11 protein-coding genes and 1 tRNA gene are annotated in these 12,741 nt (G+C 56.6%); 4 read left to right on the top strand and 8 right to left on the bottom strand.

Annotated elements, in window-relative coordinates; genetic code table 11:
* Nucleotides 1–2: 2 nt before the first annotated feature.
* Together HFRIS_RS01720 and HFRIS_RS01715 are read left to right on the top strand one after the other, a co-directional pair.
* The gene (locus tag HFRIS_RS01720) at nt 3–1,154 is read left to right on the top strand and encodes a deoxyguanosinetriphosphate triphosphohydrolase (protein ID WP_006461487.1); all 1,152 of its coding nucleotides are present in this window, start codon (nt 3–5) and stop codon (nt 1,152–1,154) included.
* Between the two features lie 470 nt (nt 1,155–1,624).
* The gene (locus HFRIS_RS01715) at nt 1,625–2,374 is read left to right on the top strand and encodes a DUF5610 domain-containing protein (protein WP_006461486.1); all 750 of its coding nucleotides are present in this window, start codon (nt 1,625–1,627) and stop codon (nt 2,372–2,374) included.
* A gap of 174 nt (nt 2,375–2,548) precedes the next feature.
* On the opposite strand, the gene HFRIS_RS01710 is transcribed toward HFRIS_RS01715, so the two are convergent.
* From HFRIS_RS01710 to HFRIS_RS01700, 3 genes are all read right to left on the bottom strand, one after another.
* A complete protein-coding gene (locus HFRIS_RS01710) occupies nt 2,549–2,968 on the bottom strand; it encodes a hypothetical protein (RefSeq protein ID WP_152486613.1) in 420 nt (139 codons plus the stop codon).
* Nucleotides 2,969–3,038: 70 nt separating this feature from the next.
* Nucleotides 3,039–3,482, bottom strand: a complete 444-nt coding sequence (locus tag HFRIS_RS01705; RefSeq protein WP_006461484.1) for a hypothetical protein — start codon at nt 3,480–3,482, stop codon at nt 3,039–3,041.
* A 297-nt stretch (nt 3,483–3,779) separates the two neighbouring features.
* Nucleotides 3,780–6,131 carry a Tex family protein gene (locus HFRIS_RS01700; protein WP_006461483.1) on the bottom strand — a complete coding sequence of 784 codons (2,352 nt, stop codon included), beginning with the start codon at nt 6,129–6,131 and terminating at the stop codon, nt 3,780–3,782.
* 222 nt (nt 6,132–6,353) lie between these two features.
* On the opposite strand from HFRIS_RS01700, the gene pth reads away from it, so the two are divergent.
* Nucleotides 6,354–6,932 carry an aminoacyl-tRNA hydrolase gene (pth, locus tag HFRIS_RS01695; RefSeq protein WP_006461482.1) on the top strand — a complete coding sequence of 193 codons (579 nt, stop codon included), beginning with the start codon at nt 6,354–6,356 and terminating at the stop codon, nt 6,930–6,932.
* Nucleotides 6,933–7,001: 69 nt separating this feature from the next.
* On the opposite strand, the gene HFRIS_RS01690 is transcribed toward pth, so the two are convergent.
* Both HFRIS_RS01690 and HFRIS_RS01685 read right to left on the bottom strand, forming a co-directional pair.
* Nucleotides 7,002–7,769, bottom strand: coding sequence for a DsbC family protein (locus tag HFRIS_RS01690; protein ID WP_006461481.1), 768 nt, complete (start codon nt 7,767–7,769; stop codon nt 7,002–7,004).
* 183 nt (nt 7,770–7,952) lie between these two features.
* The gene (locus HFRIS_RS01685; protein WP_006461480.1) at nt 7,953–9,185 is read right to left on the bottom strand and encodes a UbiH/UbiF family hydroxylase; all 1,233 of its coding nucleotides are present in this window, start codon (nt 9,183–9,185) and stop codon (nt 7,953–7,955) included.
* Between the two features lie 85 nt (nt 9,186–9,270).
* Between HFRIS_RS01685 and HFRIS_RS01680 the strand changes: the two genes are divergently transcribed.
* A tRNA-Phe gene (locus HFRIS_RS01680) sits at nt 9,271–9,346 on the top strand.
* Between the two features lie 113 nt (nt 9,347–9,459).
* Here HFRIS_RS01680 and HFRIS_RS01675 read toward each other — a convergent pair.
* The 3 genes from HFRIS_RS01675 to HFRIS_RS01665 all read right to left on the bottom strand — a co-directional run bounded on the left by HFRIS_RS01675 (nt 9,460) and on the right by HFRIS_RS01665 (nt 12,624).
* Nucleotides 9,460–10,884: a PIN-like domain-containing protein gene (locus HFRIS_RS01675; protein WP_006461479.1), complete on the bottom strand. Its 1,425-nt coding sequence runs from the start codon at nt 10,882–10,884 to the stop codon at nt 9,460–9,462.
* A gap of 135 nt (nt 10,885–11,019) precedes the next feature.
* Nucleotides 11,020–11,616, bottom strand: coding sequence for a hypothetical protein (locus HFRIS_RS25125; RefSeq protein WP_152486612.1), 597 nt, complete (start codon nt 11,614–11,616; stop codon nt 11,020–11,022).
* A gap of 351 nt (nt 11,617–11,967) precedes the next feature.
* The gene (locus HFRIS_RS01665; RefSeq protein WP_006461477.1) at nt 11,968–12,624 is read right to left on the bottom strand and encodes a hypothetical protein; all 657 of its coding nucleotides are present in this window, start codon (nt 12,622–12,624) and stop codon (nt 11,968–11,970) included.
* Between the last annotated feature and the right edge of the window lie 117 nt (nt 12,625–12,741).

Below are 12,741 nucleotides of genomic sequence, written 5' to 3'. Positions count from 1 at the left end.
GCATGCACGCTGAAGCGCCCCCCCGTCTGGCTCCCTATGCCGCCCACTCGGCAAGCTCGCGGGGCCGGCGCTTCAGTGAAACCCCGCCCGGCTCGCGCAGCGAATTCCAGCGCGACCGCGATCGCATCGTCCACTCCACCGCCTTCCGCCGTCTCGAATACAAGACCCAGGTCTTCGTCAATCACGAAGGCGACCTGTTCCGCACCCGCCTGACCCACAGCATCGAAGTCGCGCAGATTGCCCGCTCCTGCGCCCGCAACCTGCAACTCAACGAAGACCTGGTCGAAGCCATCTCCCTGGCCCACGACCTGGGCCACACGCCGTTCGGCCACGCCGGCCAGGATGAGCTGAACCACTGCATGAAGCAGCACGGCGGCTTCGAGCACAACCTGCAGAGCCTGCGCGTGGTCGATGAGCTGGAGCAGCACTATGGCGCCTTCGATGGCCTGAACCTCACCTTCGAAACCCGCGAAGGCATCCTCAAGCACTGCTCGCTGCACAATGCCCGGCAACTGGGGGACATCGGCGTACGCTTCCTGGAAAAGAAACAGCCCTCGCTGGAAGCACAGCTGGCCAACCTGGCCGACGAGATCGCCTACAACAACCACGACATCGACGACGGCCTGCGTTCGGGCCTGCTGACCATGGAGCTGATGAGCGAAGTGGATTTCTTTGCCCGCCATCTGCGCGAAGTCGAACAGACCTATCCCGGCATCACCGGTCGCCGCGTGATCCACGAGACGGTCCGCCGCATGATCAACGCGCTGATCGTCGACCTGATCCAGACCGCGAGCGTGCGCATCGCCGAGCTCGCGCCACGCGACATCGAGGATGTCCGCAACGCCCCGCCGCTCATTGCCTTCTCCGATGCCATGGCGGGCGAAGCGGCAGTGCTGAAGAAATTCCTGCGTGAAAAGCTCTACCGTCACTATCAGGTCAACCGCATGACCGCCAAGGCGCGGCGCATCATTGCCGAGATGTTTTCCGCCTTCATGGGCCAGCCCAGCCTGCTGCCACCGGACTATCAGGTCAAGGCAATGCATGATGACACCCAGCAGCTGGACAAGCAGGCAAGAAAGGTCGCCGACTACATCGCCGGCATGACCGACCGTTACGCCATCCGCGAACATCGTCGCCTGTTCGTCATGGAATGAACTGAGCAGGCTTTCCAGTTCATCCGCACCCACATCCATATCTACATCGTCATCGTCGCTGAACGCAGCGTTTCGATACGCTGCGTTTTCCCTCAGCTCATCCTTGGCAGCATGTCATCGTGATTTCATTGCATCGCTGCAAATGAAATCCGCCTGCCACCACGGGTCGGACATTTCGTTACATTTTTTCTGAAAAATTTTTTATCGTGAGAGCCACCGTATCGACCCGCATCGGCTCGCCGCAAAGCCTTTACCGAAAAGGCTTAGCGTCAGATCGAACAAATCCACCGGAGCAAGTGGCACCACCCGGACGAGGAAACTGACACCTGTTAATTTTTGTCAATATCAAGTCCGTCACGACCGGGCCGTTATGCAGGAATGGAGTGGTTCGTCATCCGACGCACCATCATTTCCAGTGGATCCGTCTTCCCCCTTGATGCCCGGATCCCCTTTTTCTACAGGAGACCGTCATGGCCATCGGCAACACCACCGGCCTGGACAGCAAAACCCTGCTGCCCAGCACCACTTCCTCCAACACCGCCAACGCCACCAGCGGCGACAGCACCGCTTTGTCTGGCAGTGCGTCCGGCACCAGCAATGACAAGATCGCCGAAGCCAGAAAGGCGAACCTCTTGACCGAAGCAGGCGCCAAGGCACAGTTCAACCTGTCCATCGTCCAGTCCTCGCTGGAGGTGTCACTGCAGAGCGGCAACGATCCTCTGTCGCTGGTCTACAAGACCGCCATCGAAAACATCAACGACATCCTGCGCCCGCAGCTGGGCGACAACGCCGTGCAGAACGCAGCGTCCCAGGACAACTCGCCGGAAGGCACGGCCGGACGCATCGTCTCCTTCATCACCAACATGTTCGAGCTCTACAAGCAGAACAACCCCGACAAGGAAGACGCAGCCAACATCGACGACTACATGAACCTGATCTTCAAGGGCGTCGACCAGGGCTTCAAGGAAGCACGTGGCATCCTGGAAAGCCTGAGCGTCCTGCAGGGCGACATCGCCAGCAACATCGACAAGACCTATGACCTCGTGCAGAAGTCGCTGAATGACTTCATCAACAAGGTCAAGGGTGGCAAGCAGGATGGTGGCGATAGTGAAGGCAGCACTGACAACGGTGATGGCCAGGGCGGCACCGTAGTTGCCAGCGAGACCACCGTCAGTATCTCGGTATCGGTGAGCCAGACGCGGATCAGTACGACTGCCTGACTCTGACCGCAGATAGGGCGGAGTATCGTTGCGGCGATATGCCGATGGACGCCTCCGCCTCCTTTTCTCTGCTCTTCCGGACGCACAGTGGAATCGCAGATTCCGAATCCGGCGCAATCCCTTTCGCGCGCTAGGCGAACCACTTTGGCAGTCCTGGCACGCCGGTTCCACTGCTCATTGGCCGTCCTCATTGCCGACTCTCAGCACCTGGGTGACAAAGCCGATCAACACTGCCACGCCGGTCGCTGCGGCAGCCCATATGAAGATAATTTCGTAAGGATCGCGAAACCCGCGGAGAGCTCGGCTGAACTCGAAAAAGCTAAATGCAATGACGCCGAGGACCACCACCGGTGCGACGATGAAGCAGATGAAAAGTACCCAACCCACCAGGCTTGGCCGCGAGTAATGCACCAGCAGCATTCCGGCCAGAACAACCAGCAGCAACGAAAAACCATGTGTCGCAAGCAATGAGCCTAACCCGAGCGACGCCAGCATCAAAATGACAAAGCCCAGCAGCCTCGGATACTTCAGTTTTACGATTTTCATGATGTGGCAGCGCGTTCGCTGGCAGGTAGGGACATAGGGATAGGACATGGACGTCCCGGTTGAGCGGGCAGCCCGAACCAGGTCCTGAAACAATTCCAGGTAGCCCGGCCACCTACGTCTATCGGTCTTTTGGAAGATCTTTCAGCCATTCCATGGTCGCCTGCGCTCCACTTTCAATGCGGCATACGGTCGCGGCCTTGAAGAACATCCAGGAAAATGCCAGATTGAACAGTTGCGCAAGCAGCAGCGCCAGCCATTTCCCCGGCCCCGGCACCCCGAAGAGGATGGGCTCGAGCGACGCAGCCATATACCAGGCACCGGCGATGCCCTGCACTACGCTCAGTATCTTCACCAATGCCTCACCGATGCAACTGGGGCTGGAATAGTGCCACCACGGAACGACGAGCGTCACGACCAACACCAAAAAATTGATGAAGACCAGAAGGTCAAGCCTAGGTCCGATCAAGCCAACCATCGATGTCACCGTGCTGAACGTGATGAGGGCGAGCAAGGCTTTCATGAGCCGGGGATATTCCAGTCGAAATGCGTTCGTTGCTTCCATGCTGCTTTCCTTGTCGGATCGGGGGTAACCGGTCCACAGGGAAGTGATGCGAGGCCAAGTGAGGCACATTCAGTTCATCGTCAGGCAAGGACCGGAAGGGCAGCCATGTTAATGAAGTCGCGACACTCTTTAGCGCGAGAGCGCACTTTAGGCGCGATAAATAAAAATACTTGGAGATCGCAAACCTGCAATCCAGATCGCCCATAAAAAACAGGCTGTTCCTCCGAGAGGAACAGCCTGTCCTTTTTACCGCGCCTTGCGAGGCAAGGCGATCAGCGCGTCACTTAGTGCGTCACATCAACCGCGCAGTTTCGCAAACGCCGCCGCCATGGCATTGTTGCTCGGTGCCTGCTCACGACCACGCTGGTTCTGGTGCTGCGACAGGCGACGCGCATCGTTGCGGTCACCACGTTGCTCGTTGCGTGCACCCGGGGCCGGGGCGGTGTCGTTCAGGCGCATGGTCAGGGCGATGCGCTTGCGCTTCTCGTCCACTTCCAGCACCTTGACCTTGACCACCTGGCCGGCCTTGACCACGGTGTGCGGGTCCTTGACGTAGGTGTTGGACAGCGCCGAGATGTGTACCAGACCATCCTGGTGCACGCCGATATCGACGAAGGCGCCGAAGGCCGCCACGTTGGTGACCACGCCTTCCAGGATCATGTCCGGACGCAGGTCCTTGATCTCTTCCACGCCTTCCTTGAAGGTGGCGGTGGTGAATTCCGGACGCGGGTCGCGGCCGGGCTTGTCCAGCTCCTTGAGGATGTCGGTGACGGTGGGCACGCCGAACTTCTCGTCGGCATACTTGGCCGGAGTCAGGCCCTTCAACAGCGAGGTCTGGCCCAGCACGCTCTTCACATCCTTCTTGATGTCGGCCAGGATCTTTTCCACCAGCGGATAGGATTCCGGGTGGACCGCCGACGCATCCAGCGGGTTCTCGCCATTCATCACACGCAGGAAGCCGGCCGCCTGTTCAAAGGTCTTGTCACCCAGGCGCGGCACTTCGCGCAAGGCAGCACGCGAGCTGAACATCCCCTTCATATCCCGATACGACACGATGCTCTGTGCCACGCTGGCGTTCAGACCCGACACGCGTGCCAGCAGCGGAGCGGAAGCGGTGTTCACATCCACGCCAACGGCGTTCACGCAATCCTCCACGACGGCATCCAGCGAGCGCGCCAGCTGCGACTGGCTCACGTCGTGCTGGTACTGACCCACGCCGATGGACTTGGGATCGATCTTGACCAGCTCGGCCAGCGGGTCCTGCAGACGACGTGCAATCGAGACTGCGCCACGCAGCGACACATCCAGATCCGGCAATTCCTTGGAAGCGAATTCCGAGGCGGAATACACCGACGCACCCGCTTCGGACACCACGATCTTGGTCAGCTTCAGTTCGGGACGCAGCTTGATCAGATCCTGTGCCAGCTTGTCGGTTTCACGCGAGGCGGTACCGTTGCCGATCGAGATCAGCGAGACATTGTGCTTCTCGGCCAGTTGCGAGAGCGAATGCAGTGAGCCATTCCAGTCATTGCGCGGCTGGTGCGGATAGATGGTATCGGTGGCGACCACCTTGCCGGTAGCATCGACGATGGCGACCTTGACGCCGGTGCGCAGCCCCGGGTCCAGGCCCATGGTGGCACGCGGGCCGGCAGGCGCGGCCAGCAGCAGGTCCTTCAGGTTGCGGGCGAAGACGTTGATGGCCTCGGCCTCGGCCTTCTCGCGCAGGTTGGTCATGAGCTCCGTTTCCAGGTGCATGAAGACCTTCACGCGCCAGGCCCAGCGCACGGTGTCGGACAACCACTTGTCAGCGGCGCGGCCCTTGTTGGAGACGCCGAAACGCGAGGCGATACGACCTTCGCAAGGATTATGAGGCGCATCCCACTTCGGCTTTTCCTCTTCGCTATCCAGACGCAAGACGACGTTGAGCATCTCTTCGCGGCGACCACGGAACAGCGCCAGCGCACGGTGCGAAGGGATGGTGGAATAGGTCTCGGAGTAATCGAAGTAGTCGGCGAATTTTTCGCCGGCGTCCTGCTTGCCATCGATCACCTTGGATTCGACCACGCCGTGCTCGGTGATGTACTCACGCAGGCTCTGCAGCAGCTCGGCGTCTTCCGAGAAACGCTCCATGAGGATCTGGCGCGCGCCATCGAGCGCAGCCTTGGTATCGGGCACGCCCGGATTGTCGCCGTTGTCGGTGGTGAAGGCGGCCTTGATGTATTTGGCGGCTTCCTCTTCCGGGTTCAGGCTCGGGTCGTTCAGGAGCGCATCGGCCAGTTCGGTCAGGCCGGCTTCGGCGGCGATCTGGGCCTTGGTGCGACGCTTGGGCTTGTAGGGCAGGTAGAGATCTTCCAGGCGGGTCTTGTCTTCCGCGTGGGTGATGGCGTCCAGCAGCACCGGCGTCATCTTGCCCTGCTCTTCGATGGACGCGATGATCGCGGCGCGGCGGCTTTCCAGCTCGCGCAGGTAACGCAGGCGCTCTTCCAGCAGGCGCAGCTGGATGTCGTCCAGGCCGCCGGTGACTTCCTTGCGGTAGCGGGCGATGAAGGGGACGGTGGCACCTTCGTCCAGCAAGGCGATGGCGGCAGCGACCTGAACCGGCTTGGCGGCAAGTTCAAGGGCGAGTCGTTGTTCGATAGAAGGCAGCATGGTGAAACCCAGTCAACAGTTAAGCAATTAAGCAGTTATGCGGTGAAGAAAACAAGCGTTGGATGATACGCAATTCAGCCACCCGCGCCAATCTTGACATTGCCTGATTGCACGGGAAGGCAGGCGGCGCGGGCGCATCCGGGCCATGGGGGATTGGACGGCGGCGGCCAAAGCCGGGATAATCGGCGCTTCCGCCTCGTGCAGCCCCTCATTTCTTGCAACATGTCCATCCGTCTCATCGTCGGTCTCGGCAACCCCGGCCCGGAATACGAACAAACCCGCCACAACGCCGGCTTCTGGCTGGTCGACAACCTCGCCGGACCGGTGCGCCTGAGCCGCGAGCAGCGCTTCAACGCCCTGGCCGGCAAGACCAGCATCGCCGGCAATGAGGTGTGGTTGCTGGAACCGCAGACCTACATGAACCGCTCCGGCCAATCGGTCGGCGCGCTGGCGCGCTTCTACAAGATCAATCCGGACGAAGTGCTGGTGGTGCATGACGAACTGGACTTGCCACCGGGCGCGGCCAAGATCAAGAAAGGCGGTTCTTCCGGCGGCCACAATGGCTTGAAGGACATCACCGCCGCACTGGGCACCCAGGACTACTGGCGCCTGCGCCTGGGCATCGGTCATCCGCGCACGCTGGGACTGCAACAGCCGGTCGCAGACTTCGTGCTGCACCGGCCGCGCAAGGAAGAACAGGCGCTCATCAACGACGCCCTGGACAAGAGCCTCAACGTCATCCCCCTGCTGGTGCAGGGCAAGTTCGAGGCCGCCATGATGGAACTGCATACGGGGAAATGAGCCTGATGCGCTGAACCACAACGCAACAGGAGCGCCCCAACCTGCGAGGCGCTCCCGTGCGTCCTGGACTTATTTCAGCGAAGACAGTTTCTGTTCCAGGCCCTTGGCATCGACCGCGCCAGGAATGCGCGAACCGTCGGTGAAGAAGATGGTCGGCGTGCCGGTCACCTTGAGCTTCTTGCCCAGTGCCAGTACATCCTCATGCGGCGCATTGCAGGAGGCCGCCGCTGCAGGAGCTTCCTTGCCGTTGACCATCCACTCGTTCCAGGCCTTGCTCGGATTGGGCGCGCACCAGATGTTGCGCGACTTCACGATGGAATCCGGCGAAAGGATGTTGTACTGGAAGGTGTAGTAGGTGATGTTGTCCACTTCCTGCAGGGTCTTGTGCAGGCGCTTGCAGTAGATGCAGTTGGGATCTTCGAAGATGGCGATGACGCGCTTGCCATTGCCCTTGACGGTCTTGATCGCCTTGTCCAGCGGCAGGCCCGAGAACGGCACCTGGTTCAGCGAATCGATCTTTTCCTTGGTGTAGTCGCGGTAGCTCTGCGCATCCACCACGCGGCCGATGAACAGGTACTGGGCCTTGGCATCGGTGTAGATCACGTCGCCATCGATCTGGATTTCATAGAGGCCGGAATACGGCGTCTTGGTCACCGCATCGACCTTGGCATCCTTGCCCAGGCGCGGCTCGATGAGCTTCTTGATGGTGGCCTCGGTGCTGTCAGCCGCCTCGGCCTGCGCATGGGCGCTCACGCCGACGACGGTGGAAACCAGCAGCAATGCGGCCATGCTCAGATGGCGCAATGGGCTCGCACCGGCGGTCAGAAATTTTTTCATACTCGTCCTGATTCAAATCAAACGCACACCCAATCCTTGACGCATCGGCCGCAAAGCCTTGCAAAGACTGGGGTTGCAGATGTCTCTCAAAAAAAATCGCGGGGAAGTTTTTCCGGCAACGGCAGGCCCAACCAAGCCTGCTGTCTCGCCAAAGGCCACTACCTTACCTGAAATCGCCGCGCTTCACTGTCCCAACGCGTGGGCAATCAGCCGGCGTTTGAGCAGCGGCAGACGGTTCACCAGGCTCATGCCGATATTGCGCACCAGGCGCACCGGCTCGGCCTCGGTGGAGAAGAGCCGATGCAGACCATCGGTGGCGATCTGCATCAGCAATACTTCTTCCTTGCGGGCGCGGGCATAGCGACGCAGCACGCGGTCGTCACCGCAATCGTACTGGGGCTCGCGCTTGAGCAGGATATCGATCAGCGCGGCCACATCGCCGAAGCCCAGGTTCATGCCATGCCCGGCCATCGGATGGACCACATGGGCGGCATCGCCGATCAGCGCCACACGCGGCGCAATCATCGCATGCGGCTTGATCAGGCGCAGCGGGAAAGCCTTGGCCACTTCCGGCTGCAGCGGCGTGAGCGCGCCCAGCACCGGCGCGGCCCACTGCGCCAGCCGCTCGGCCAGCGCCGACAACGGCAGGCGCAGCAGCTGCTCGGCCAGCGCCTGCGGCGCAGACCACACCAGCGAGACGCGGTTACCCGGCAGCGGCAGCAACGCGATCACGCCCTCGGTCGGACTGAACCATTGATAGGCCACGCCGCGATGCGGCAGCTCGCAGGTGAAATTGGTGACGATGGCGTTCTGGCCATAGGAGCGGTAATCCAGCCCGATATCGCACTGCCCGCGCACCCAGGAGTTGGCGCCATCGGCCCCCACCACCAGCGAAGCGGACAGGGCCTGGCCGGATTCCAGCGTCAGCGTGGCAGTCTCGCCGCTGACCGCCAGCGCCGTGGCGCGGCCCTGCAGCAGGCGCACATTGGGCGCAAAACGCAGGGCGGCGTCCAGCGCCTGGTCGAGATTGCGGTCTTCAATGATCCAGGCCAAGGCATCGGTGCGGGCAGCGTAGGCATCGAAACTGAGCAGGCCGGGCTGCGCCTTTTCCGGCAGGCCGTCGCCGTGGACGGTCATGTTATCCACCGGCGCGATGCGCGCGGCATCCATGGCATCCCAGACGCGGACCGAGGACAGCAGCCGATGCGCGGTATGGTTCAGCGCATAGACCCGCACGTCCCAGCTGGCCGGGTCGGGTGCCGCGGACTTGGGCGGTGGCGCCAGCAGGGTCACCTTGAAGCCGGCCTGCGCCAGCCCCAGCGCCGCCGTCTTGCCGACCGCGCCGTCGCCGACGATGCAGATATCAGTGCCAGCCGCGGCCGGCGAGGAAGATGGGGAATGTGAATTGGTATTCATGCCGGCGATTATAAACGGGGTGGCGGAAACTATTTTTCAAAAAGGACTTGCATATTTCTTCAAAGCCGCTATACTTGTCCGTCTTGGCCTGGTAGCTCAGTTGGTAGAGCAGAGGATTGAAAATCCTTGTGTCGGTGGTTCGATTCCGCCCCGGGCCACCAAGAATGTTTCAAGAAAAAACGCCAGCCCTCACCGGTTGGCGTTTTTCATTTCCGGGACTGAAAATCCTTGGCTCCGGTCTATTCCCGCCTAAAGTCCTACCCCAGCGCAAGACTTATTCAAAATCTGACGTCTGCTCTCGATAAAATTTTTCTTTTGGAATGTGCAATTCGAGGGCAAAGTTTTTCCCTGCCAAGACGGTATTAACCAAAACACCTTCTTTTGACATCAACTCATGCACATAAGATAGGCCCAATGAGCGATGCAAAGTCGATTCCGAATCGCCTGAACTATCCAAACCAGAGGTTGACTTAAGTTCCACTTTATTTTTGAACCTCAGCACCAGTGAATCTGCTCGAACTTTTGCCTGCACTCCAACGTATTCATGAATGCCATGAGTAAGTGCGTTGCTAAAGATTTCGTCAAGGCATCGCTTCATTACAGTAGCGTCAAGATTGGCTGGCGATAAGCTATAGACCGATCTTCCGATGCCAATCCGCAATTTAGGCCAAGAAGCAGCTACTGTCTTAATTAGCTCTGATAAGTAGACATATCCTTCTTCTGCAACAACCCGGCTTTTGCGACTTTTTGCAATAAGATCCTTAGCTTGGCTTATTGATGAATCCCTCACATTGGCGTTCAAGCGGGACTTCGCATGTTTAAGAAAGCTAGCAGTGTCGTACATATAGAAAGTCTGTACGCAAGGCGCCTCCGTGTAAATTTCGTTCAATAATTCCTTACGAGGGCCTAGCTTTTTTCCACGCTTCTCGAGCCACCAATCTTCTTTAATGTCTCCAGTAACGAGGACAACGGTAGCGACTTGATCTATTTTCACCTTTCTTATTATCTCCTTCCATAGAATTAGATCACCGAATTTTCTAACCAATTCTCTATCGCCTACCTCGTAAGATCCGTGCTTTGACTTATCCTTATAACCAGGTGGAACATTATTCTCATAGCGTCTTTCGCCACTCTTATAGATCTCATCAAGTTCTTTCTTACTAAATCCCTCTCCAACTTTCTCAGTGAAAATCTCTAGAACGATGTCCTTGATCTGATCACGATCATTGACATCGGACTGCTTACTCTCCAATACAGCGAGCTCATTAAGAAAATTGTCGATCACAGCCTTCCCTTCAGAAATATTTTCTGATGTGAGAAATTTATCTGGATCAATTAGCGAATGCCTTTGCTTAAGTTTTAGCTTTCCAAGCTCAACTGTCAGCTTCTCAAATACTTCGTCATATTGACTGCTTGCTTCTTCGAGAAGCACCCTTACAGTGTTAAATTTATTTTTCTGGTCACTAATCGCCTCATGACGATTATTTAAAAACTCAACAATGACTTGAAATCCTATCCAAATTCGCTGACGCAAATGCTCATCTCGTAATACACCAATAAGGTCATTGCTAGCAGGTTCGGGAAGCCGATAAAGATCCAAAAGCACATTTGAGTCAAAAATAAACAATCCATTTTCCCAAATTGACTCAAAATCAATATCATCAGGATCTCTGTGAGTTCTGAGCAAAACTTCCAACATTAGCAAATTCCTAGTAAGAGCTTTTGAGGTAAAAAGCTATGTCCAAACACCACAACGTCGTTATGCCCCCATCTGGTTGAACAAAGCGTTGCGAGCACACGCTAGCTATGTCTTCCCTTGGTTCTTTCGTGACAATTATCGAACAGTCAAAGTACTCAGCTCTGAAATTGCGGTTGGCGCAAACTGCCTCAATGCGTTAAGGACCAACTCTCGATTCTCATCAGAAATTTTTGCTCCCATTGTGACAATCAGCGATCCCAAAGCCATCTCATCCAAAGGTAGATCAATGAAAGTCGGTTTTGGGGAAAGCCTAACCCCGTCGCCAAAATACTCAGCCTCAAGCATGTCCAACATCGCGTCAATGTATCCAGAGGAAGACGCTGAGTAGCGTAATTGAGGTCCATTCTTCGCAAAGAGTACGTATCGATACTCCTCTTGATCGGCCCAAGCATTGCCCTTTATGCGCGCCAAGTTAGATCCGCGACCATACGTTGTTGTGGTCGCATCCGCAATTTCAAAAAACTTACCAGCTTCCCGAATCGGATCATTAACGTAGGTCACTCTATCGCCGAATTCTCGACGTAAATCCGCAGTATCAGGCAGTAACAAGTATCCCTCACCAAAAACCTCCTCGGAACGGTAGGGCGCCTCTACATTGTCAATACGCAGCCCTACCGTTTTATGGGTAAGAGAGGCTGCAGGAGAGACCGGACGAGAAATATCAATGTTCAAATTCGACCATCGAAACGGAGATCCCTGAAAACTAATTCGTACTCCGGCACTTTGGTCACCATATCGGTGCCACTGCCCAGATTGCTCACGCCCTTGTAACGTCCAAGAGCTTATGAAGAAGTTCTTTGGATCTATATGTGCATTAGTAAATGGGACCTCGCGAGTGTCGTCAAGGCAGTCTGCACGAGTAAAGCGAATTTTCTTGTTCCGCAAAATTAGTGGAAGCGTTGCGGCCTTGGTGTAGTGGTAAATTCTCACGCTCCCCCCATCGAACATCACTCTAAAAAACGCATCTAATAAGAATTAGATAACTCACATATCAAGCGACTGTGTCTCGGTTATCAGGCCTAATTAGGACAACTGAACTTCAACAAACCTTTCGACTTCGGTGATGAAGGCCGCCACATCTTCGACACTATATTCTTGCGATTTTCCATGGGCTGCGCTATTACGCACGGCCGCAAGCGCAGTAACACGCTTTTGCACGAGCGTATTGTACTGACCAGCCTTCGCGAGGTCGGCGTTCATTTTATCTATACTGCCGATGGGTATTCCACGTCGGATGCTAAGTGTTCTTAGAGTTGTCTCGAGCACGACGCCAGCTACAACTGCTGCTGCCGCTATATAGCCTGCATCAATTAGTACTCTCGCCTGATCAAGCTCATCATCTGCCAGTTCAGCTTGAATTAGATTATGGACGGAATTGAGGAACCCTCCATTAAAATCTTCTTGTGCTGCCAAAAACACTGCTTTCATACGATTCAGGCGATCGACGTTATCCTCGTAAGACTGCGGCTCTTCCGCGAGACAAAATGACACGTAATGCTCTGAATCTTTGCCACAGGCTTTTGATAGCAAATTTCTGACCTTGACACTCCAATTGAGCATCAAATCTTGCTCAATATGTCGATAGTTACCCGAATATTCGCTATATCTTTTTGTCTGGGTACTTTCCAGGTGTTTAAGCTGCTCAGCAAGTTCGTCAAAACGGCCACTAAGAATTCGCATTGCTTATTCCCTTTCCAAATGGCCCACTTCGATTAAAGAAAAGAGGGCCGGCTAAGCACGATTTTGTCAATTACAAGCCCTGTTTGTCGCTGGAATTTGGGGAGAAGAAATTGATGA

The sequence above is a fragment of the Herbaspirillum frisingense GSF30 genome (genome assembly GCF_000300975.2).
Classification (GTDB): Bacteria; Pseudomonadota; Gammaproteobacteria; order Burkholderiales; family Burkholderiaceae_D; genus Herbaspirillum; species Herbaspirillum frisingense.
The sequence above is the reverse complement of the archived record's forward strand: the minus strand, read 5'-3'. Positions and strand labels throughout refer to the sequence as shown.